The 22,611-nt window shown below is 56.4% G+C and carries 18 protein-coding genes and 1 tRNA gene; 10 read left to right on the top strand and 9 right to left on the bottom strand.

All coding sequences use genetic code 11. The features are described 5' to 3' along the window. The first annotated feature begins 201 nt into the window (after positions 1-201). The 3 genes from ilvD (at position 202) to GT409_RS01430 (ending at position 3,418) form a co-directional block, all read left to right on the top strand. Positions 202-1,887 carry a dihydroxy-acid dehydratase gene (ilvD, locus tag GT409_RS01440; protein ID WP_160626215.1) on the top strand — a complete coding sequence of 562 codons (1,686 nt, stop codon included), beginning with the start codon at positions 202-204 and terminating at the stop codon, positions 1,885-1,887. Positions 1,888-2,024: 137 nt separating this feature from the next. Further along, on the top strand, positions 2,025-2,630 hold the full coding sequence (locus GT409_RS01435; RefSeq protein ID WP_160626213.1) for an ABC transporter ATP-binding protein: 606 nt from the start codon (positions 2,025-2,027) through the stop codon (positions 2,628-2,630). After that, positions 2,627-3,418 (top strand): ABC transporter permease, encoded by a 792-nt coding sequence (locus tag GT409_RS01430; protein ID WP_160626211.1) that lies wholly within the window; start codon positions 2,627-2,629, stop codon positions 3,416-3,418. The genes GT409_RS01435 and GT409_RS01430 overlap by 4 nt, the downstream gene beginning before the upstream one ends. On the opposite strand, the gene GT409_RS01425 is transcribed toward GT409_RS01430, so the two are convergent. From GT409_RS01425 to uvrA, 6 genes are read right to left on the bottom strand one after another with little or no spacing between them, the layout of a single operon-like run. Continuing rightward, positions 3,419-3,649: a hypothetical protein gene (locus GT409_RS01425; protein WP_160626209.1), complete on the bottom strand. Its 231-nt coding sequence runs from the start codon at positions 3,647-3,649 to the stop codon at positions 3,419-3,421. Continuing rightward, a complete protein-coding gene (locus tag GT409_RS01420) occupies positions 3,649-4,320 on the bottom strand; it encodes a hypothetical protein (RefSeq protein WP_160626207.1) in 672 nt (223 codons plus the stop codon). The genes GT409_RS01425 and GT409_RS01420 overlap by 1 nt, the downstream gene beginning before the upstream one ends. Further along, on the bottom strand, positions 4,317-4,760 hold the full coding sequence (locus tag GT409_RS01415) for an ExbD/TolR family protein (protein ID WP_160626205.1): 444 nt from the start codon (positions 4,758-4,760) through the stop codon (positions 4,317-4,319). Before GT409_RS01415 ends, GT409_RS01420 begins: the two co-directional genes overlap by 4 nt. Then, on the bottom strand, positions 4,747-5,379 hold the full coding sequence (locus GT409_RS01410) for a MotA/TolQ/ExbB proton channel family protein (RefSeq protein WP_160626203.1): 633 nt from the start codon (positions 5,377-5,379) through the stop codon (positions 4,747-4,749). Before GT409_RS01410 ends, GT409_RS01415 begins: the two co-directional genes overlap by 14 nt. A 20-nt stretch (positions 5,380-5,399) precedes the next feature. Continuing rightward, positions 5,400-7,880 carry a tetratricopeptide repeat protein gene (locus GT409_RS01405; protein WP_160626201.1) on the bottom strand — a complete coding sequence of 827 codons (2,481 nt, stop codon included), beginning with the start codon at positions 7,878-7,880 and terminating at the stop codon, positions 5,400-5,402. Positions 7,881-7,894: 14 nt separating this feature from the next. After that, positions 7,895-10,714, bottom strand: a complete 2,820-nt coding sequence (gene uvrA, locus GT409_RS01400; RefSeq protein WP_160626199.1) for an excinuclease ABC subunit UvrA — start codon at positions 10,712-10,714, stop codon at positions 7,895-7,897. A gap of 409 nt (positions 10,715-11,123) precedes the next feature. Between uvrA and GT409_RS01395 the strand changes: the two genes are divergently transcribed. Together GT409_RS01395 and GT409_RS01390 are read left to right on the top strand one after the other, a co-directional pair. Then, positions 11,124-11,342: a hypothetical protein gene (locus GT409_RS01395; protein ID WP_160626197.1), complete on the top strand. Its 219-nt coding sequence runs from the start codon at positions 11,124-11,126 to the stop codon at positions 11,340-11,342. 237 nt (positions 11,343-11,579) lie between these two features. Further along, on the top strand, positions 11,580-12,473 hold the full coding sequence (locus GT409_RS01390) for an HNH endonuclease (protein ID WP_233231636.1): 894 nt from the start codon (positions 11,580-11,582) through the stop codon (positions 12,471-12,473). Positions 12,474-12,476: 3 nt separating this feature from the next. Here the strand turns inward: GT409_RS01390 and GT409_RS01385 are convergent, their stop codons facing one another. The 3 genes from GT409_RS01385 to GT409_RS01375 form a co-directional block, all read right to left on the bottom strand. Continuing rightward, the gene (locus tag GT409_RS01385) at positions 12,477-13,391 is read right to left on the bottom strand and encodes an HNH endonuclease (protein ID WP_160626193.1); all 915 of its coding nucleotides are present in this window, start codon (positions 13,389-13,391) and stop codon (positions 12,477-12,479) included. Next, on the bottom strand, positions 13,388-14,551 hold the full coding sequence (locus tag GT409_RS01380; protein WP_160626191.1) for a DNA cytosine methyltransferase: 1,164 nt from the start codon (positions 14,549-14,551) through the stop codon (positions 13,388-13,390). Before GT409_RS01380 ends, GT409_RS01385 begins: the two co-directional genes overlap by 4 nt. Positions 14,552-14,819: 268 nt before the next feature. After that, on the bottom strand, positions 14,820-15,254 hold the full coding sequence (locus GT409_RS01375; RefSeq protein ID WP_160626188.1) for a very short patch repair endonuclease: 435 nt from the start codon (positions 15,252-15,254) through the stop codon (positions 14,820-14,822). 116 nt (positions 15,255-15,370) lie between these two features. Between GT409_RS01375 and GT409_RS01370 the strand changes: the two genes are divergently transcribed. The 5 genes from GT409_RS01370 (at position 15,371) to GT409_RS01350 (ending at position 22,513) form a co-directional block, all read left to right on the top strand. After that, entirely contained in the window at positions 15,371-18,565 is a 3,195-nt protein-coding gene (locus GT409_RS01370) for a PAS domain S-box protein (RefSeq protein WP_160626187.1), read from the top strand. A gap of 44 nt (positions 18,566-18,609) precedes the next feature. After that, positions 18,610-18,697: transfer RNA gene (locus tag GT409_RS01365), tRNA-Ser, on the top strand. A 279-nt stretch (positions 18,698-18,976) separates the two neighbouring features. Then, on the top strand, positions 18,977-19,918 hold the full coding sequence (locus tag GT409_RS01360; RefSeq protein ID WP_160626184.1) for an ABC transporter ATP-binding protein: 942 nt from the start codon (positions 18,977-18,979) through the stop codon (positions 19,916-19,918). Then, positions 19,915-20,661 carry an ABC transporter permease gene (locus GT409_RS01355; protein ID WP_160626182.1) on the top strand — a complete coding sequence of 249 codons (747 nt, stop codon included), beginning with the start codon at positions 19,915-19,917 and terminating at the stop codon, positions 20,659-20,661. The genes GT409_RS01360 and GT409_RS01355 overlap by 4 nt, the downstream gene beginning before the upstream one ends. 16 nt (positions 20,662-20,677) lie before the next feature. Then, positions 20,678-22,513, top strand: coding sequence for a Gldg family protein (locus GT409_RS01350; protein WP_160626181.1), 1,836 nt, complete (start codon positions 20,678-20,680; stop codon positions 22,511-22,513). Positions 22,514-22,611 lie beyond the last annotated feature (98 nt).

The raw sequence follows: 22,611 nt of genomic DNA, 5'->3' as shown, positions 1-22,611 counted from the left end.
AAAAAAGCGCCTTGAACCCGTTCCTTATAAAACTGAAGTTTTTTTGAAAATCCAGCGGCCGATCCTTGTAGATCTCATCGGTTACAGCTCGAATACTGAATTTTAAATGCAGCCGCTTCCGATGAGGGCGGAAAAGGATCCGCGGTTGTGCTGATCAGGGAGGCGTGGTAGTTTATATGCAATCTCATTAAGGAGGCTGTCATGAACCCGAACTGCAACCTGCGTCCGTATTCTTCCAAAGTGGTTGACGGTGTTGAGCGCGCCGCGTCGCGAGCGATGCTCCATGCGGTCGGCTTTAAGCGCAGTGATTTTTCCAAGCCGCAGGTCGGGATCGCTTCCACCTGGAGTATGGTGACGCCGTGCAACATGCACATCAACAAGCTGGCGGAAGCCGCCGGGGTCGGTGCGGATCAGGCCGGCGGCAAGTCGGTTATTTTCAACACGATTACAATTTCCGACGGGATTTCGATGGGCACCGAGGGAATGAAATATTCGCTCGTTTCGCGCGAGGTAATTGCGGATTCCATTGAAACCGTCGCCGGGTGCGAAGGATTTGACGGCCTCGTTGCCATCGGCGGATGCGATAAAAATATGCCGGGCTGCCTGATTGCGCTGGCGCGGCTCAACCGTCCGTCGATCTTTGTCTACGGCGGTACGATTCTGCCCGGCTGCCATCACGGCAGGGATGTGGACATCGTTTCGGTGTTCGAGGCGGTGGGCCGTCACGCGCGCGGCGAAATCGGCGATCGCGAGCTCGCACAGATTGAAAAGACGGCGATTCCCGGTGAGGGATCGTGCGGAGGAATGTATACGGCCAACACAATGGCGTCAGCCATCGAAGCGCTTGGGATGAGTCTGCCCAACAGTTCGTCGCGCATTGCCGCATCCGCGGACAAGGAAAAGGAATGCGTCGCCGCCGGAGCCGCGGTGCTGGAGCTGATCAGAAAAGGGATTCGTCCGTCCGATATTCTGACGCGCAAGGCATTCCTCAACGCAATCACGGTAGTGACCGCGCTGGGCGGCTCAACCAATGCGGTGCTGCATCTGCTGGCGATGGCACATGCCGCCAATGTGAAACTGTCGATTGACGATTTTACAAGGATTGGAAAAAAGACGCCGGTGCTGGCCGACCTCAAACCGAGCGGAAAATACGTGATGGCGGATCTGGCTGCCATCGGCGGCGTGGCGCCGCTGATGAAACGGCTGCTGGCCGCCGGACTGCTCGACGGCGACTGCCTGACGGTGACCGGCAAAACCCTGAAGCAGAATCTGGCCAGGGTAAAAGGCTATCCGCGCGGGCAGGACATCATTCGTCCGATGAACCGCCCGATCAAAAAGGACGGACATCTCGTAATCCTGCGCGGCAATCTGGCGCCTGAAGGCGCGGTTGCCAAAATCACCGGCAAGGAAGGCCTTTATTTCAAGGGAACGGCAATTGTGTTTGAATCCGAGGAGGAGGCGCTGAAACGGATTCTCGACGGAACGGTGCAGTCCGGGCATGTCGTTGTGATCCGCACAGAGGGTCCGCGCGGCGGACCGGGTATGCGTGAGATGCTTGCGCCGACATCGGCGATTGTCGGCCGCGGCCTCGGCAAAGACGTTGCGCTGATCACCGACGGCCGTTTCAGCGGCGGAAGCCACGGTTTTGTGATCGGCCATGTGACGCCCGAGGCGGTTTGCGGCGGACCGATTGCGGTGGTCAAAGACGGCGACCTGATCGAAATCGACGCCGCGAAACGGGCGATTACGCTGAAGGTTTCCAAAGCGGAACTGAAGCGCCGGCTCGCTGCCTGGACGCCGCCGAAGCCGCGCCGCACCCGCGGCGTGTTGGTCAAATACGCCCGGCAGGTCGCATCCGCCTCGCTCGGTGCCGTGACCGACCTTTGAATTTCCAATGGTTGGAAACCAGTTGCGCGGGCTTTGTTGCTGCGCAGACTTTTCGGTCATGATGACGGATTTCATCATCATTTTGTTCGAAACGATGCCGCCGACGACCGTAAAGTGCAGCGGTAAGAGAGGGAGATATGGTTCGGTTTGCATCTGAAAATCTGCGCACGGTTTGCGGCGGTCCTTTTTCATTTTCGGTCGAGGCTGGAAAATGTGTGGCTTTGTCCGGTCCGTCGGGCTGTGGAAAAACCCTGCTGCTGCGTGCGCTGGCGGATCTGGATCCGGCAGAGGGGACGGTTGCTCTGGATGGGACCGATCGAAACGAAATGACGGCTCCCGAATGGCGGCGGCAGGTCGGCTGGCTTCCGGCGGAATCGTCATGGTGGACCGATGTGGTCGGCGACCATTTTTCCAATAATTGGAAGAAATATTTCCACTGGTTGGAAAAGCTTGGATTTGAAAAGGATGTGCTGAACTGGAACGTCGAGCGGCTTTCGACCGGCGAGAAGCAGCGGCTGGCGCTTGTCCGGCTTTTGCTGAATGAGCCGAAGGTGCTGCTGCTGGATGAACCGACGGCTGCGCTGGATGTTTCCAATGTTTGGAAGGTGGAAGAGGTGATTGGTGCGTATCGCCGCAACGCTGATGCGGCGGTGGTGTGGGTGAGTCACAGTCCGGAACAGATTGACCGGACGGCGGATTGCCACATGGAATTCAAAAACGGCACGCTGGAGGAGACGTCATGATTATCCAGCTTACCGCGTTTGATTTAAGCCTTGCGGCACTGCTGGTGGTTGCGCTGGCCGTTGTCTGCCGTCGTTTGCGGTTGGGAATCGGCGGCCGGCTGATCTGGAGTGCCGTCCGTACGGTACTGCAGCTGTCGCTGATTGGTTTTGTTCTGAAGGCGCTGTTTGCCGGGACTGCTCCGGGATGGGTCCTGTTGATGAGTCTGGTGATGCTGTTCGCAGCAGGCCGGGAGGTGCTGGCGCGCCAGAAGCATCCGCTGCGCGGCGGATGGGGCTTCGGCGCCGGGCTCACTGCGATGTTTATTTCATCATTTGCGGTTACGGTTCTGGCACTGGCGGTCATTGTGGGGCCGGAACCGTGGTATGCGCCGCGCTATGCGATTCCGCTGCTCGGCATGATGCTGGGCAATACGATGAACGGGCTGTCGCTGTCGCTCAACCATCTGACGCAGAATATTCGCCGGAACCGTGCCGTGATTGAAACCCGGCTGGCGCTCGGGCAGACAAAGAGCGAGGCGGTTTCAGATATTCGACACGACAGTGTTCGTACGGGGCTGATTCCGATTATCAATGCAATGGCTGCGGCGGGGATTGTGAGTCTGCCGGGCATGATGACCGGTCAGATCCTGGCCGGCAATCCGCCGGTCGATTCTGTGAAGTATCAGATCCTGATCATGTTCCTGATCGCAGGCGGGACGGGGTTTGGAACGCTGGTTGCAGTCTGGCTCACATCCCATCGGCTGTTCGATCACCGGCATCGTTTGCGGCTGGATCGCCTGAGCAACTGATCAGCGGGGCCGGGCCGCCGGATTTTGTTTGCCGCATGCCGGGCAACGGGCGAGCGGTGTCTGGCGGGGGGTGGTATAGACCCGGCGACAGCTTGCGCAGCGATAGATGGCGTCTTCCTTCTTCTTGTGATGTTTGAAGGTTCGTAAATCATACAGCACCGCCAGGCCCAGCAGGGCGGCCAGCGTCAGGATCAGGGGGAGCGGCAGTAGATGGATGACATCAACAGGCATCAGGATGTTTCTCCTTTGCAGCGCAGTTCCAGCCAGCCGGTCGTCTGTTTTGACGCCGGAGCAAAGCGCAGCCGCATGACGGCGGCGATCAGATGAGGATTCTGGACCGGGGTGTCGAAAAAGATGTTTGCAACAGTGCCGTTCGGGCGAACGTTGAGGTGAACCCGGACCGACTCCGGAAGCTCGCCCGGCGGGTCGATTTCAGGAGGCTGATCCATTCGGGTGCGAAGTTCCGGCGATAGAAAGAGTTCCACCCGCTGGCCCTGCCGGACCCGGACAATCCGGGTGGAGCCGGGAAGATGAATCTTGCTTCCCGGCGCGGCGACGGCTTCCATCAGAGGCGCCGGATTGGGATCGCCTTTGCGGATATCGCCGGGAGGCAGATCAAACAGCGGCTGTTTCGGGGAGTCGAACCGGAGAGTGAGGCTGACCCGATCGCTGGGGAATCCTTCGCTGAAGCCCTGCTGTGAAGGCAGCGCGAACAGGGTGGGATTGCTGAAATCCGGGATCTGAGAGGCATTGGCCATTTGCAGGGAGGCGTTGCCCTGTACGGCAGACAGCACCGGATGATCAGCATTCGGCTGGAACGCGACAAGCCAGAAGGCGTACCACAGCAGTGTGCAGATCAGTGCGCCGCCAAGGGCCGGAGTAAACTGGACGCTGAATTTCACGGATTGGGTCGGGTTGCAATGAATACCTGCCGGAAGCCCGCTTCAGACGCGGCATCATAGACAGCAATCGCGGAGGATTGCGGAAGGGTCTGGTCGGCTTCAAGAATCAGCGCTGCGTCGGGATGCTTCTGTGCGGCCGCACGCAGGACGGGCAGCAGCCGGTCCATCTGCACCGGCTGATCATTAAAGAAGAAGAGCTGGTCGTTGCTGATGCTGAGGACCATGTCGTTCGGGCGGATGCTTTCGGTTTGTCCGGCGACCGGCAGGTCGAGCCGGATTCCCGGTTTCCCCACGAACGGCGAGACGGCCAGAACAAAGGCGGTGATCAGCAGGGCGGCATCCAGAAATACGGTGCCGGTCAGGAATCCGCGGCCGGTTCGCCGTCGCGGTCGAAAGGACCGGTGCAGATAAAGCACGGCTTCACAATCATTGCGGCTCATTGGAGTCTCCGGGGATTGACTGTGTCAGGAAAAAGATAATTTCGCTGCTGATCTGTTCCATATCAATCGCGATGGCTTCCACGCGGTTGACCAGAAAGTGATAGCCCGCATAAGCCGGGATGCCGGTCATCAGTCCGGCGGCGGTGGTGAGCAGGGCGGTCCACAGGCCGCCGGCCAGATCGCCGATTTCAGCCAGCGGAGAACCCTGCTGGAGCATGACGAGCATGGACAGCAGACCGAGCACGGTTCCGAGCAGCCCAATCATTGGAAGAATCTGCGCCAGCGTAATGAGAAGATTGGTGTGGCGCTCCAGCCGCGGAACTTCTTTGATGCCTGCCTGCTGTACGGTGCGGATCAGTGCGGCTTTTTCTTCGTGCCGGTTCAGGATGGCGGTGCGCACCAGATGGGCTGCCGGGCCGGGGGTCTGGTCGCAGATGGCGATGGCTTCGAGGTCGTTGCCGTGTTTGAGGTTGGTGGTGATGCCGTGAAAAAAATCGTCAATATCGATCTGGGCCCGATGGAGATGAAAGAGCCGTTCGAAAAAAATCACCATTGCGATGACGCCGCCGGCCAGAATCAGCCACATGAGCGGGCCGCCGCTGTTAATCCAATACAACATACAATACCTCCTGAAACGGGTTAGAATTCTTTCGGGTGTTCCTGCCGGATTTTCCGGATGAGTTTATCTGCTTCATCTGCGGCGGGAACTTCCGCCTGAATAATGCGTTCGTAAAGATGAACCGCTTCGCGCCATTTCTGCTGTCGTTCCAGCAGGTCGGCGGCTTCCAGTGCCGCCCGGGTGAACCAGAGAACCGCGGTTGGAGAGCGCGCTTCCTTGTGTTCGCCGATGCTGTAGACCGCCTCTGTGTAATGTTCCAGCGCGGCGTCGGTCTGCCCGGTTTTTTCTTCGCAGCGGGCGATCTTGCAGAGCGCCTGCAGTTTGAGCTCAAACGGAATGTCGGTTTTCTTGTAGAGAGCCTGATAGGTTTCGAGCGCTTCTTGGTAGCGCTCCGGTTCAGTGGCTCCCAGCGTGAAAAGACAGTCTCCCAGCCGGCCGCGGGCCCGGTCCGCCGTCAGCGTGTCAGGGGCGGTCTTAATGATTTCATCGTATGCCAGAATCGCCCGGGAGAATTCGCCGAGTTCGGTCAGCGCTTCGCCCTGAGCGAACCGGGTGTCCATCAGCAGAGCGCTGTCGGGATAGTCGCCGACCAGCCGGCTGAACAGAGTGAACGCCTCCAGAAAACTGTCCTGCTTCAGCAGCGCACTGCCGGCCCAGAACAGGGCGGCATCTGCCAGTTCGTGCCGGGGGAAACGGTCGGTGATGTCGAGGAAGGCGCGGTGCGCCTGCGGATAGTCGCCCGTGTTATAGGCATGTTCCGCCAGCAGAAAGAGGACTTCCGGAGCCCAGTTGGATCCGGGATACGTTTCGATAAATTCTCGGAAAATTTGCAGCGCCTCCGCCGCATTCCCCTGCAGGTAGCGGCAGAAACCGCGCATATAGAATGCCTGCGGGGCCTGAGTGGAATCCGGATAATCTTTTAAAACGGCATTAAACACGGCCAGTGCTTCATCGTAGCGGTTCATCTCGAACAGGACAAGACCTTCCCGATGCATCGCGGCGGACCGGACCGGCGCATTGGTGTATTGTTCGACAATGCGGACATACTCCTCAAGCGTGCCTTCCGGATTGTTCTGGCTCTGAAGAATTTCGGCCCGCCGCAATGCGGCCTGCCGGGCGAACTCACTTTCCGGAAAGTTGATTTCCACCGTTTGGAAATACCGGAAGGCCTTGTCGGACGCTCCGTTTTTAAGCAGGGCGATGCCGCTTTGATACGCCGCCTGCGCCGCGAGCGGATGGCGCAGGTCGATTTCGCTGGCCCGGCGGTAGTCTTCATACGCCTGTTCGTACTTTTTGGCCTTCAGCCAGGCATCGCCGGCTTTGATGTACGCCTCAATCTGTTCATTCGAGCCCGTGCTTTTTGCAACCGTCTGTTCAAAAACCGTCGCGGATTCTTCAAATCGGTTTTGGCCCCAGAGGCTCCATGCTTTGCCGGACAGTGCCCGTTGCTGAATCTCGGTTTGTTCGGTTACATCCAGGCAGGCCTGAAATGCGGTTTCCGCTTCCGGAAGCTTTTTCAGCTCCAGCAGGGCCTCCGCTTTCTGGACCAGAACTTCCGCTGCGATTTCCTGGTCCGGTGCCGAGGCAATCGCTTCGTCAAACAGAGCAAACGCCTCGTCGGGTTTATTTTCATCGAACAGCAGGTTGGCCTGTGCGGCTTTCTGCCGGATGCGCAGATCCGTTTCTTTGGTAAATGCTTCCGCTTTCTGCAGGGCTTCGACTGATGCATCAACCCGGCCGGCGGCTTTTTCAATCCCGGAGAGCTCCACCCATGCGGCGATCCGCATCCGCGGGTGCGCGGTTTCGGTTGATCCGAGCTTGCGAAGCAGGTCGGCGGCTTTTTCCTGAGCCTTAACCCGGCCGTCGGCAATCAGCTCGCGGGCCAGCAGTAAGCGTCCGGAGTCGGCCTCAATGGTGTCCGGGAAGCGTTTCAGCAGCTGAGCGAATGCATTCTGCGCATTGCGGCCCCGACCGCGTTCCAGGCTGACATGCGCCAGATCCAGCAGATTCTGCGCGGCGTCTTCACTGTTCGGAAACAGTTTGTCGAACCGCTGAAAAACCTCTTCGGCTGTTTTGAGTTCTCCGTCCGAGACCGCGGCGCGGCCCCGCAATCGAAGTGCGGCCGGCAGGTACGGACTGTTTTCCGGGAAAATTTCCAGGGTCTGGAGAGCGGCGCTGATCTGTCCGCCTTCCACCTGGGCATTTGCTTTCCAGTACAGGAATGCATCCGGCTGGAGCAGATGGTTGGATTCGTTGCAGAGGATAATCGCATCCTGAAAGCGGCCTTCGCCGATCATTGCGCGCGCCAGCAGGATCGTCAGATCGGTCCTTTCCTCCAGCGTGCAGTCCGTGCTGAGCTTTTCCCAGATCTGTTCTTCGGCCAGATCATACAGCTCATCTTCGATCGCCGCCCGGATGGAATAGATAGAGATCGCCTGCGCCGGCAGGACCGATGCAAGCAGGGCAACCCATATAAAAAGTCTGAGAACGTGTCGTTTCATTGTGGACCAGTATCCTATTCACTCAGCATTTCTGCCAAGTATTTTCCCGTATAGGATTCTACGGTTTTTGAAACCTTCTCCGGCGTGCCTGCTACCACGACCTTTCCGCCGCGTTCGCCGCCCTCGGGGCCGAGGTCGATCAGCCAGTCGGCGCGCTTGATCACATCCAGATTGTGCTCAATCACCAGCACGGTATTGCCTTCGTCGCGCAGGGTTTCGAGCACTTCGACCAGCTTATGGACGTCGGCAAAGTGCAGGCCGGTGGTCGGCTCGTCGAGAATGTAGAGCGTCTTGCCGGTCGCTTTTTTGCTGAGCTCCGCCGAAAGCTTGATGCGCTGGGCCTCGCCTCCGGAAAGGGTGGTGGCGGGCTGGCCGAGCCGCAGGTAGCCGAGGCCGACCTCGCGCAGCGTGCGCAGCTTGCGTTCGATGCCGGGAATGGCGCTGAAAAATTCGCACGACTCGTTAATCGTCATTTCCAGCACCTCGGAAATGTTCTTGCCGTTGTAGTGCACCTCCAGCGTTTCGCGGTTATAGCGCTTGCCGCTGCACTGCGGGCAGGTCACATACACATCCGGCAGAAAATGCATTTCAATCTTCAGCAGGCCGTCGCCCTGACAGTGTTCGCATCGTCCGCCTTTGACGTTAAAGCTGAAGCGTCCCGGCTTGTAGCCGCGCACTTTCGATGCGGGCAGCTGTGCGAACAGGTCGCGGATAATTGAAAACGCGCCGGTGTACGTGGCCGGATTACTGCGCGGCGTGCGGCCGATCGGTGACTGGTCGATCACGATCACCTTGTCGATATTCTCAACCCCGCGCAGCTCCTTGTGTTTGCCGGGGCGCTCCTTCGACCCGAAAAAGCGGCGGAAGAGCGCGCGGCGCAGCACATCGTCAGTCAGCGTACTTTTGCCGGAGCCGGACACGCCGGTCACGCAGGTCAGCAGCCCCAGCGGAATTTTGACGTTTACATTCTTCAGATTGTTTTCGGCTGCGCCGCGGATTTCGAGGAAACCGCTTTTGGCTTTGGTTCGTTTTTCCGGCACTTCGATTTCCACTTCGCGCCGCAGGTACTGCGCCGTCAGCGACTTTTTGGCCCGCAGAAGCTGCGCCGGTGTTCCGGCGAACACGATTTCGCCGCCGTGGACGCCCGCGCCGGGGCCGAGGTCGATTACATAATCGGCTTCGCGGATCGTTTGCTCGTCGTGCTCGACCACAACCACCGTATTGCCGAGGTCGCGCAGCTCTTTGAGCGTCGCGAGCAGCCGGTCGTTATCGCGCTGATGCAGTCCGATGCTCGGCTCGTCGAGTACGTAGAGCACACCGGTCAGGCGCGAGCCGATCTGCGTGGCCAGCCGGATGCGCTGGGCCTCGCCGCCGGAGAGCGTTCCGCTCTCGCGGTCGAGCGTCAGGTAGTCGAGGCCGACATCCATCATGAAGCCGAGTCGGGACTGGATTTCCTTGAGGATGTCTTTGGCGATGTGCGCCTCCTCTTTGGAAAGTTTCAAACCCTGGAAAAACGCCTGCGCCTTCTCGATGGAGAGCCGGCACAGCTCGTGGATATTCTGTCCGCCGATGGTGCAGGCGAGGCTTTCGGGGCGCAGGCGCGCGCCGTGGCAGGCCGTACAGCGGCGGTTGCCCATGTAGGCGCGCAGGCGTTCCTGCGTCCACTCGCTGTCGCTCTCGGTGTAGCGGCGTTCGAGGTTGGGAATGACGCCCTCGAACGGTTTGACGATTTTGCGGCGGCGCATGTAGTAGCTGATCGGCTCGTCGGATCCGTAAAACAGGACTTTTTTGAAGCTCGCGGGCAGTTCATTGAACGGGGTGCTCAGGTCGACTCCGTAGGCGTCGGCGACGGATGCCAGCAGCTTTTTATAGTAGATGATGGCGCGGCGGCCGCCGCGCCGCCACGGATGGATCGCTTCTTCGAGCGGAAGTTCTTCGTTGGGCACTACCAGTTCTTCGTCGAAGGTGAGCATGTTGCCGAGGCCGTGGCAGGTCTGGCAGGCGCCGTAAGGGCTGTTGAACGAAAAGTGTTTCGGCGTAAAGCTTTCAAAGCTGATGTTGCAGTCGAGGCAGGCGTTTTTTTCGGAGTAGAGCCGGTCGTCCCAGTCATTTCCATTCTGGATCATGGCGATGAGCAGTCCTTCGCCGGTGGAGAGCGCCAGCTCGACGGAGTCGTTGATGCGGCTGCGGTCGGACGGGTTGATGACGAGCCGGTCGACGACCGCTTCAATGGTGTGCTTTTTGTTTTTTTCGAGATCGGGTGCATTTTCGATTTCCAGCAGTTCGCCGTCCACGCGCATGCGGACGAAGCCCTGTCGCCGGATGCTTTCGAACACCTCTTCGTGCTTTCCCTTGCGTCCGCGCACGAGCGGCGCGAGCAGCATGACGCGCGTTTTTTCCGGCAGCGCCAGCAGCTGCTCGGTAATGTTTTCCGCGCTCTGCTGCTGGATCGGTTTGCCGCATGACGGGCAGTGGACTTTTCCAATGCTTGGAAAAAGCAGGCGCAGGTAGTCGTGGATTTCGGTGACAGTGGCGACGATGGAGCGCGGGTTGGAGCCGGCGGTGCGCTGTTCGATGGAGATGGCCGGCGAAAGGCCTTCGATGGTGTCGACGTCCGGCTTCTGCATCTGTTCGAGGAACTGGCGGGCGTAGGCCGAGAGGCTTTCGACATATTTGCGCTGGCCCTCGGCATAGAGGGTGTCGAACGCCAGCGACGACTTGCCCGATCCGCTCAGTCCCGTGATGACCGTCAGCTTATTGCGCGGAATCCGCACATCCACATTCCTGAGGTTGTGCTCCCGCGCGCCCGAAACTGTAATCCATTTTCCGTTCATATCTCTGTTCTTCCAAGGTTTGGAAGAAAACCCTACCTTTTTTCCAACCTTTGGAAAAGATCTGTAAACGCGGGTTGTTCACGCGGGTTTATTGTTTTTACCGCGGATTAAACGGATGTATACGGATACAAAAGCCTGTTTTTGCTGAAGGCCTGAGTCAAATCTGCGCGATCCGTGTAATCGGCGGTTGGTTGTTCGTCTCAGACCTTGGTTCCGGGGATGATGGCTATTTTGGATGCAGGAGGCATGAACTGTTGATCGCCACGAAAAACACAAAACAGCACCAAAAAATCCAAACTTCGGAAAACAGATCTCGCGCAGAGCCGCCAAGGTCGCAGAGGTTCTGAACTATAGACGACTTGACCCATCGTCTGTGGACAGAGTCGCCAATGAACGCGAATGTACGCAGATGAAAAAGGTAGTCGAAATGGAGGATGACGATTGGGGGCAGGTGATCGATGGGGTGACCTGCCGGGCTGAGGAGTATGAGCGGACCGTGCAGTATCACGAGTCGGGAATTACCGATGGCGATATCTTGGAAGTTAAGGACGCACGCGAAGCGAAAAACATAGCGGAACACTATCGAGAGATAATTAGAAAAATCAGGGGCCAGTTTGGAAATGGGTAGCCGCGAAACAGAGCAAAGAGCGCAGAGCCAAGAATGGGACGAGATACCTTATGGAGATTATCTTATAGCAGTTGATGAGGTGTTGGAATCACGATATGGGAGAGACTCGACAGAGGAAGAGATGGCGTACATATCAGAATGTCAAGAGGCGGAATGCACACCATCTGAATGTGCAAAGTCCGTTGTTTTTGATGATTGGGATGTTGCGGGCAGGTGATTTTTTTAAGATTGCAAAAGGTGTTGGTAGGGCTTGTTTTGCCTGATAGGCTTTTAGCCATGAATGTCCGGAAACAGTATTCAGAATTTCTTTATGCGGGAAATGTTCAGGGGAGCAACAAAGCTTCTTCATATATTCGGGCTTTGGTGTTACTCGATGGGATTTTGAGGCAAACAGGATTATTGGAACATCGGGATTTTTGGTCGATTGAGTCGGTTGATGAAATCGACCGGCTTTATAAATATGCGCTGGAGTTTCAAAAAGAGGAGGGCAGTATTTTTCTGCATTCCGGTCTTCCGCCCAGTTATGGTCGAAATGGTTATTACTCCGCCGCATTGAAAAGCTATCAGCAGTTTCTAGTGTTGCGCCAATACGAGGATGGATTGTGGGATGTTTACAATACTTCAGGGATCGATCCGACAGAACTCGGTAAAAAACTGGCACGTAAGAAAATCAAGTTTGCTGAGACGTTGGTTGAGGATCGGGACGTCGATTTTTCAACCAAAGAGGGTAAGGATATTTTGCGACAAACCAAAGCCCGTGTGAATCAGAAATTTTTCCGGGACATGATCTTGGTCGACTACGAGACACAATGTTGTGTGACAGGGTTAAATATTCCTGCGGTGTTGCGGGCCAGCCATATTGTCGGATGGGCAGAAGACAAGGCGAATCGAATGAACCCGGCGAACGGTCTTTGTCTTTCGGCGACGTATGATGCCGCCTTTGATCGTCATCTCATTTCATTTGATGACGATTTCCGCATGATTCTCAGTCCGGGGTTAAAGGAGCATTACAGCAACGAGGCTTTTAAAACGCATTTTCTGGCTTTTGAGGGAAAACTGATTTCTCCACCCAAACGTTTTTGTCCCGATCAATCCTTTTTAGAGAAGCACCGGCAAAAGCTAGTAGCTTGAAAATTACTTCTTATGTTCATTATCATGGCAAACGTTACAAAGCGTTTTCAGGTTGCCTTCATCGTTTGTTCCGCCCGAAACGTGATGTTCGATATGATGCAGTTCCAAATGCCGCGGATCGGAAGGATTCCATTTGTCATGTGACCATCCGCACTCTTGACAGGTGTGGTTATCTCGGACAAAAACAGCTCTCCGGACTTTATCATCAATTTTACGGTCATGGGCGGGGAGCTGTCGGTCGCTTTCCAGAACATACATGCCCGGCGGCAGGTCAGGGCGGCCATTCCAGTGGGTGCAGACTTGCCACCCATCCTCTGATCTTAACTGGCGGGTTCGTCGGGCCCATTCGGATTTGTCTTTGGAAACATAGCGGAGGTCTTCTCCGCTGACTGGTTTTGCTATGTTTTCGAGGAGGAAGGCTAGGATTTTAGATTTTGCGCCTCCGGGGCCTTTTCGGATGTCGTTTGCTACCCGCCAGCGGTGGGCGGCCTCGCGGTCTTGTTCTGCGCTGAGCATGATATAGTCGCCCGGAGTCATCACTGAAAAGTCCGGTAAGGAAGCTTCATGATTCAAATCTCCGACTTCGGACATTTCCCTAACTGTTAGTCCGCTTGCGATGTTCCACCCATACTCTCGTCGGAGCTCCCGAACGCGCCGGGGCCAGTCGTCGATTCCGGCAACGACGGCTAGCTCTTTCCGGGAAAGAATGGTGCAGGGGTATTGTTGGAAATAGTAAAGGAGACGCTTGCGGGCTGAGCGTGCAATTTCATGCGGGAGCATGGAGGTTCCGAGAGCACGAAGGCTGTCCCACACGGGAACCAAATCTAAAACTTTTTTCCGGAGGTCTGAGTCCGAAGAATTGAAGTTTTTCAGTAGAGAAATCAGTTCAGAACGATATTTTTCTGTGGCTTTGCTCATCCTCGTACTCCATTGAGTTTGTGCAGGTATTTGATGCCTTTGCTCGTTTCGGCGACGTATTCAGGAGAGGTTTCTTTTTTCAGGCAGGCAACAACTTCTTCTGCAATGGCCTGCGCTAAAAGCGGCGGAACGGCATTCCCAATCTGGCGTGCCACTTCGATTTTGCTGCCACAGAAAACAAAGTCATCAGGGAAGCTTTGGATTCGTGCTGCTTCACGGTGGGTGATCGGCCGGTTTTGTGTGGGGTGGAGGTAGCGGCCTTTTTCCGGTTTAAAGAATTCTGTTCGGATGGTGACCGATGGGCGGTCCCACCAAAGACGACCGAACAAGTCGGTGCCTCCGGATTTTTTGCGCTTCCAGCAGTCAGGGGTGATATCGGGCCGATTTTTTAGTAAGTCGAACCGATTTCCTCCAGGGGGAACTGCCTTGTAGCGTTCCAGACTTTTTGCGGTCGGAGTTCTTCCAAAATGAAGATTTAGCGGAGACGGTTCGTTGCGAATTTCTGTTCCAACCGGTTTCGGCAGGTCGCCAATGGCGGATTTGACAGTTGCCCAAGGCTTAAGCGTTCTATCGGAGAAGAAGTCCGATTCTTTTTTTACCCGTTTTGGGTTCATGTGTGTCGGGCGCGGCAGGGAGATTGGTCCGAGTTTAGACGCCATGATGATTGCTCGTTTGCGGACTTCTGGAACTCCGTAGTTGGCAGCAATTAAAGCATCGGATTTGATGTGTTTGAAATTCAACGCGGACAGGGCCGTGCAGATTTCTTCGTATTCCAGGGAAGAAAGGAGCTGCGGAACGTTTTCCATGACTACGACTGGAGCCTGTGACAACTCAACAACCCGAAGGAACTGCACCCATAGTCTTCTGCGAGGATCGCCTTCTCTTTTTCGGTTCAGCAGAGAGAACCCTTGGCAGGGCGGGCCACCGATTACTACATCAGCTTTAGGAATCGGGCAAAGCTCCTTATCCAGTAGCTCAATGATATCGCCATGGAATGTATGTTTGCCTTTAGGGTCAAAGTTGGCTTTGTAGGAGTCGATGGCCTCGACATTAAAATCATTGGCAAAGACAGAATAGAATTTATTGGTGTCTACAAAGCCTTGGGTCATGCCACCGCAGCCGCAGAAAAGATCGATTAGTCTGTATTGTCCGTACTTCATGAAGCCATCAATGTAGGCCTTTGCGATGTTCTAATCTAGAACACTTTCTGTGGATTTTCCTGATATGATTTTACGGGGAGGGCGCTTGCCGTTTTCTGAGCACAAAAAATAGACCGGAAAGTTCATGCTCTGGAAAAATGACTTATCAGTGTGGATTAGTGTCCATTAGTGGTTAGCTGTCTTTCCAGCCTTTGGAACACCTGTTCCGACTTTCTGTGCTGATACTCCCAAACGGGAAGAGCAGGGGGCTGATGTCAGGGATTATGAATCAGCCTTTCGTGTTTTTCGTGTGATTCGTGGTTAAGATCTTTTCCAGTTTTAGGAATACACGGTTCGAATTCTTTAACTCGCATTCCCATATAGTCAGGACATGCCAGCCGAGTTTGCGCAGCTCACGGGTGTGCTTTTTATCGTTGGCGATGTTGCGCTCGAATTTCTTTTGCCACCAGTCGGTTCGTGTCTTCGGAGTGGTGGCGCCTTTGCAGCCTTTGTGGCGGTGCCAGAAGCACCCGTGGACGAAGATGACAGTTCGGTATTTCGGCAGGACGATGTCCGGCTTGCCGGGCAGGGTTTTGACGTTTTTGCGGAAGCGATAGCCGGCGCGGTGGAGCATGGAGCGGACGAGGATTTCGGGGCTGGTGTCTTTGCCTTTGATGCGGGACATGTTCCAGCTGCGCTTTTCCGGAGTGAGATGATCGGTCATGGGGGAACGTTAGCTCGGGCGGGGCTGAAATCAATGGTAAACCGTGGGCGGGAAAGAGTAACAGTTCTTTGAAATCAAACTCGACGGACCCCGTTGACCACCTATAATGCAGTTCTATGCAAGCGCGTTTTTTGTCCATCCGGTCTGTGTTTCTGGCGGCGGTTTTAGCGGCGGGGGTGGGGTGCGCGTTTGAGCTGACCCCGCAGGAGAAGAGCTGTCTGGAGGCGCGGAATTATACGCTCCGGGTGGCGTTTCACGGAAACTATATTCCTCTGTCGTACGTGGATGAGCAGGGCGATCTGACGGGGGTAATGCCGGAGTTTTTCCGCTGGATGGCGGACCGGGTCGGGTTTGAGCTGGAAACCGACGTGGTCACGGGGCTTCAGGCCATGCAGGGCCTTCGCGACGGCAAATATGATGCGGTCGGTGCTGCCGTGCTGGGAAGTCAGCGCCGGGATCAGCAGAAAATGGTCTCGCTGCCGGTGCTCGAGACGCCGACAGGCATTTTCGTTCCGGAAAACAGTCCCGTTCAGAATCTGTCCGGGCTGTTCGGAAAAACGGTGGCCTGTGAGGGAGAGTCTTCCGGGCGGGTTCTGGATCAGCTGAATCTCAATCTTTCAAAAAAAGAGTACACGCATTTCGGTGATGTGCTGGCTGCGGTGGAGTCGGGGGAGTGTTCGGCGATGCTCTACAACCGGCTGACGGTGCTCAGTTATGTTCACGCCGGGAAAACCACCGATGCGTTTCGAATGCTGGATGGCCCGCTGAGTACCAATCAGGTGTGTGTGAAGGTGGCGGATGAGGCGCTTCTTTCGCTGATGAACCGCCTGATTGCGGAATCGCGGCAGGCCGGGGTGATCCGCTGGATCAAGCGGCCGTTTGTCGGTGAGAATTTTATGCCGGATTCTGTTCTCATGAAATACGGGCGCTGGCTGGTCGGCGGTGTCGCTGGACTTCTGCTTGTGGTGCTGGGGTTCTGGCTGTGGGATGTGCGGCTGTCGCGCAGTGTGCATGAGAAAACGGAGCAGCTTCGAAACAGTGAGGAGCGGCTGCGGGCTATTTTCCAGAATTCACCGGACCCGATGTTTATTGAAGATGAGAACGGAATGATTCTGGACGCAAATCCCCAGGCCTGTCAGATGCAGGGGATGGCATATGATGAGCTGATTGGCAAAAATGTGCTGAGCTTGGTTCCGGAAGATCATCGGGAGTCTCTGGAAAAAGATTTTCCGAAGTGGTTTACCGGGGAGTTGCGGCGGTATGAAGGGGCCACGCTGCGTTCTGACGGATCGACGGTCTCGGTGGAGGTGATCGGTGCGCCGATGCGCTATGACGGCCGGCTGGCGGTCCTGCTGCAGGTTCGGGATATGTCGGAACGGAAGCGGGCGGAGATTGCGCTGAAAGAAAGTGAAGCGCGTTATCGCAGCCTGATTGAGGTGCAGAACAGCCTGATTGTTCGAATGGATCCGGAGGGGCGCTTTACCTTTGTGAATGAGGCCTTCTGCCGCTTTGTGGGGCGGAGCCGCGGCGAGCTGATCGGCCGCTTTTTCCTTCCGTATACGTATCATGAGGATCTGGAGCAGCCGAAACAGGCTTTGGCGGATCTTGTGTCCGGGGCCAGGAGCGTGGTGATTACCGAGCACCGGGTCCGGTCCAATAACGGGATTGCATGGATCAACTGGGAGCAGACGGCGATTTTTAATGAGTCGGGCCGCGTGGTGGAGGTTCAGGCGGTGGGACGGGATGTGACGGAGCGCCGCCGGATTCACGATGCGCTTCAGGAGAGTGAGAAGCGTCTGCGGTTCCTGTTCGAGGAAATTCCTCATATTGCTGTGCAGGGCTATAATTCGAATCACGAAGTCATCTTCTGGAACCGGGCCAGCGAGCATTTGTATAATTACTCACGCAGCGAAGCGCTGGGTAAGAAAATTGAGGATCTTCTTGCTCCGGACGATCAGCGCGAAGAGTTTGTGGAGTCCATCGACCAATGGGTGACGGTTGGTCAGTCCAAAGGGACTGGTGAGATGATCAAAAAACGTGCAGACGGTGAACCGGTCGCGGTGTACTCCACCCGCTTAGCTACGTGGAATAAAAGCGGCGAGCGGGAAATGTATGTGGTGGATATTGACCTGTCCGAGCTGAAACGCGCCAACAGTGAGCTGGTGAAGGCCAAACAGTTTGCGGAGCGGGCCAATCGGGCCAAGAGTGAATTTCTTGCCAATATGAGCCACGAAATCCGGACCCCGATGAACGGGGTGATGGGAATGACGTCCCTGCTTCTGGACAGCGGGCTTGACGATGAACAGAAGGATCTGGCACAGACCGTCCTTGACTCGACCAAGGAGCTGCTGACCATCATCGATGAGCTGCTGGATATTTCCCGGATTGAGGCCGGAGAAGTTCGGTTGCAGATGGAGCCGTTCTGTCCCCGCGAGACGGTCGAAAAAGTGGTGGCGCTTTTTGCCGATCGGGCCGCCGGGAAGAATGTTGACCTGTCTGTGGCCATTCACCCGGATGTCCCTGCAAAAATGATGGGCGATGCCGGGCGTATCCGGCAGGTGCTGATCAATCTGGTGGGCAATGCTCTCAAATTTACGGACGACGGACATATCCAGATTCGCATGCAGGTGGAGCGGCCCGAAAAAGGATGGAACCTGCTCGTCGATGTGAAAGACACCGGTATCGGCATGGGGCCGAACCTGCAGAAACGGGTTTTTGATAAATTCACTCAGGGCGATTCCTCGTCGACCCGCCTGCATGGCGGTGCCGGGCTGGGCCTCGCCATTACCAAACAGCTGGTTGAGCTGATGGGGGGCCGCATTTCAGTGTCCAGTGCAATCGGGCAGGGCACCACCTTTGCCTTTAATATTCTTCTTTCAGACCTGGCAGAGGAAGAACCGGAGCCTTGTGCAGACGTTCCGGTCGAAGCTTCTCTGCAGAAAATCGATGCCACCGTTCTGCTGGTTGATGATAATCTGGTCAATCAGAAGGTTGCGGTGGCCATGATTAAAAAGACCGGCTGCCGGGTGTCTGTGGCCGCCAACGGAGCAGAGGCTCTGAAAGTGATCGCCGCCCAGCGGTTCGACCTGATTTTCATGGACTGTCAAATGCCGATCATGGACGGATTTGAAACCACCCGTACCATCCGCTCGATGGTCGGAGAAATTCGTGACATTCCGATTATCGCCATGACCGCTCACGCCTTGAAAGAGGATCGCCAGAAATGCCTCGATGCAGGCATGGACGATTATTTGTCCAAACCGGTCCATAAAGACCAGCTTCGGGCCGTGCTGCAGAAGTATTGCGGCTAGGGCTTGATCTTTTCAAAAGTCTCCGTATATTTGCCCGTTCATTCGGAGAGATGGCAGAGTGGTTTAATGCGCCGGTCTTGAAAACCGGAGAGCCGCGAGGTTCCGGGGGTTCGAATCCCTCTCTCTCCGCCAAAACCGCCCTTCGGCGGTTTTTTCGTTTTAAAAAGGATGAGAACCCCGGGTTCGAGCCGAGGTCGAAGACCGAGACGGGCTTCCTTTCTCTATGCCGCCCCTCCTGCAAGGTTCTTTTCTTTATGTCTGCAGGCGCAGAAAATTTTCATAACAAAAAATGAACGAAATCCGGACTGAAAAGTCTGATTTCCAGTTGCGGTCCTTTTTGAAGGTCCGGGAGCATCCGCAAGATGTTTCGTTTATTGATGAATCAAAATGAATTAAACAAGGAGAGCGCAGATGATCAAAGCACAGGGATTGGTCAGAGACTTCGGCAGGAGACGTGCCGTCGACGGCGTGTCGTTCGAAGTCGATAAGGGAACCGTGCTGGGATTTCTTGGGCCGAACGGGGCCGGGAAAACCACTACGATCCGAATGGTGGCCGGATTTCTTCCACCGACATCCGGTATCGTCGAAGTAAAAGGGATCAACGTTGCATCAGATCCTGTCCGTGCACAGAAAAACATCGGCTACATGCCTGAGACGACGCCGCTGTACGAGGATATGACCGTATCGGGATTCCTTCGTTTCATTGCGGAAGTCCGCGGGTTCAGCGGCAGCGAACGCGAACGCCGCGTGGACCGCGCCGTAGAACGCTGTTTCCTGCAGCCGGTCGCCGGGCAGACCATCGACACGCTTTCCAAAGGATACCGCCAGCGCACCTGCCTCGCGCAGGCACTGCTGCACGATCCGGATATTCTTCTTCTCGACGAACCGACCGAAGGGCTCGACCCCAACCAGAAGCAGGTCGTGCGCGACATGATTCGGGAGATGGCCTCCGAACGCGTCATCATGCTTTCGACCCATGTCCTTGAAGAGGTTGAAGCCATCTGCACCCGCGCCATTATCATCAGCGCCGGGAAAGTGGTTGCCGACGACACGCCGGCCGCGCTCAAAACGCGCAGCAACCAGTACAACGCCGTCACCTTCTCCGCAGAAGGCGAAGGGATTGTTCCGGCGCTCGAACAGCTTCCAAACATTGGAAAAATCGAAACGATCGACGACGGAAAAATCGTCGCGTTTCCAAAGTCCGGAGAATCCATTGCCGCCGATATTCTCGCTGCGGCCCAGCAGAATCACTGGACGGTTTCCGACATCAAGGTCGACGAAGGTCGGCTGGACGATGTTTTCCGTCAGATTACCACGACCGAAGACGCCGGAGAGAAGGAGGTGGCTGTATGAACGAAGCAACGTCTCATGTTCTGGCCGTCGCCAAACGCGAATGGCGCGCCTATTTTGATTCGCCGGTCGCGTATGTGTTTATCATCATCTTTCTGATGCTGGCCGGGTTCTTTACGTTCTCGCTGGCCCAGTTCTTTGAAGCCGGGCAGGCCAACCTGACCGGGTTTTTCACCTGGCATCCGTGGCTCTACATGATCCTGGTTCCTGCAGTTGCCATGCGCCTCTGGGCGGAGGAGCGCCGGTCCGGAACCGTCGAGCTTCTGTTTACGGTTTCGGTGACGCCGCTGCAGGCGCTTCTCGGCAAGTTTATTGCCGCGTGGCTGTTCATGCTGCTGGCGCTGGCGCTGACGTTTCCGGTTCCGCTGACGGCCGCCTACCTCGGTTCGCCGGATGGCGGCGCGGTCTTCTCCGGCTATCTCGGCAGCGGCCTGCTGGCCGGCGCGTATGTGGCCGCGGGCATGTTTACCTCTGCGTTGACGCGCAATCAGGTGATCAGCTTCATTCTGGCCGTGGTCATCGGCCTGTTCCTGATTCTTGCCGGCTATCCGCCGGTAACCGATCTGCTTTCCCGCTGGGCTCCGATGTGGCTGGTGGACGGCGTGGCCTCGTTCAGCTTCATGTCGCATTACGAAGCGCTTCAGCGCGGTGTGATCGATCTGCGCGATCTCGTGTACTTTGCCTCGGTGATGATCTTCATGCTCTTCGCCACACAGGTTGTACTCAAAAACAAAGTTGGACGCTAACAGGAGGTTTTTTGAAATGAATCAGATGAAAAAAATGACCGGCCTTGCGGGCGTGCTGCTTTTGCTGGGCATCCTGATTGCTTTTAATGCGGTGGTGCGCCCGATGCGCGCCCGCATTGATGTGACGGAAGACAAACTCTACACACTCTCGGACGGAACCAAGCAGCTGCTGGGAGACCTTGACCGCGATGTGACGCTGAAGTTCTACTTCTCCAAAAGCAATGACCGCCTGCCGGTGCCGATGAAAAACTTTGCGGCCCGCGTGCGCGATCTGCTCAGGGAATATGAGTCGCGCTCCGGCGGTTACCTCGTTGTGGAGGAATATGATCCGAAGCCCGATTCCGACGAAGAGGAATGGGCGCAGCGCTACGGCCTTCAGGGGCAGGCGCTCGACATGTTCGGGATGGGCGGCCAGCTCTACTTCGGTATTGTTGCCGTGTCCGGAAACCGTGAAGCGGCGATTCCAATGCTCGCGCAGAGCGCCGAGCCGCGGCTCGAATATCTGCTGACCCGGATGATTTCCGAAGTGGCGTCGGAAAAGACGGCCAGGGTCGGCATTATGAGCGCGCTGCCGGTGAACGGTTCCGCTCCGGCCAACCCCTACATGATGCAGCAGCAGAGCGGTTCGCAGCCGTGGTCGCTGATTTCCGAAATTGAGCGGCAGTACGAGGTGGAACCCGTTGAGATGACCGCCACCAATATCGCGGCAGATATTGATACGCTCCTGCTGATCCATCCGGCAGACATTACGGACGATACGCTGTATGCGCTCGACCAGTTTGTGCTGCGCGGCGGCCGCCTGATGGCCTTCACGGACCCGATGTGCATCACGGCCATGGAAAACGCCAATCCGCAGATGATGCAGATGGGCCAGATGCCGCAGGGCGAATCCGACCTCAATCAACTGACCTCCGCATGGGGCATTGAGATGACGGCCGGGCAGATGGCTGCCGATGAATCCGCCGCCAGCCTGCTCAACGCCGGAGGCGGGCGTGCCCAGCGCAACGCCGCGTGGCTGTCGCTGCGCGAGCCGCAGATCAACGGCGAAGATGTCGCCACCGGATCGCTCAGCAGCATGATGCTTCCGTTTGCCGGAGCGTTCGACGGAACGGTAAGCAACGGCCTCGAAAAAACCGAACTGCTGTTTACCGAAGACGACGGCTTTACGGTCAGCACCTCCGCGGCGCGGACCGGCGATCTCGGTCGTCCGCTCAGCCGCAGGCGCGTGCCGATGGCGATGCGCCTGACCGGTACGTTCAGGACCGCGTTCCCGGACAAAGAAGACGGTCTGAAAGAAAGCGCGAAGCCCGGCGTGGTGGTTCTGGTTTCCGATGTGGATATGCTGGCCGACCGCTTTGCGACCCAGAGCATGAATCTGTTCGGACAACGGATGGTGCAGCCCAGCAACGACAACTTTGCGTTTGCCCTGAATATGCTGGAACAGCTTTGCGGCAGCGAAGCACTGATCGGTCTGCGCAGCCGCAATTCGTTCGATCGTCCGTTTGACCGCGTCATTGAGCTCGAAAAAGAGGCGGCCTTCAAATGGCAGTCCGAGGAAGAGCGCCTGAACCAGAAACTGCAGACCACGCAGCAGCGGCTGAATTCCCTGCAGCAGTCCCGCGGTGATGACGGTCAGCAGACCTTCCTGACTCCGGAGCAGGAAGCCGAAGTGAAACAGTTCCGCGAAGAGGTCTTCCAGACCCAGCAGTCGCTCAAGGAAGTGCGTAAAAACCTGCGCCGCGATATCGAACGGCTCGGGGTTCGAGTGAAGGCCCTTAACATCCTTGCCATTCCGCTGCTGGTCGCCGCATTCGGGATTGCACGCGGGTTGTGGATTAAGAAAACGAGATAAGGAGAGATGAATTATGAAAGATGAACTATGAAAATGGAACTCAGGCGGCGTTAGCCTTTTATAAATGCTGTCGCAGACCTTATTTCATCTTTCATAAC

This window comes from Tichowtungia aerotolerans, from assembly GCF_009905215.1.
Taxonomy (GTDB): domain Bacteria; phylum Verrucomicrobiota; class Kiritimatiellia; order Kiritimatiellales; family Tichowtungiaceae; genus Tichowtungia; species Tichowtungia aerotolerans.
The sequence above is the reverse complement of the archived record's forward strand: the minus strand, read 5'-3'. Positions and strand labels throughout refer to the sequence as shown.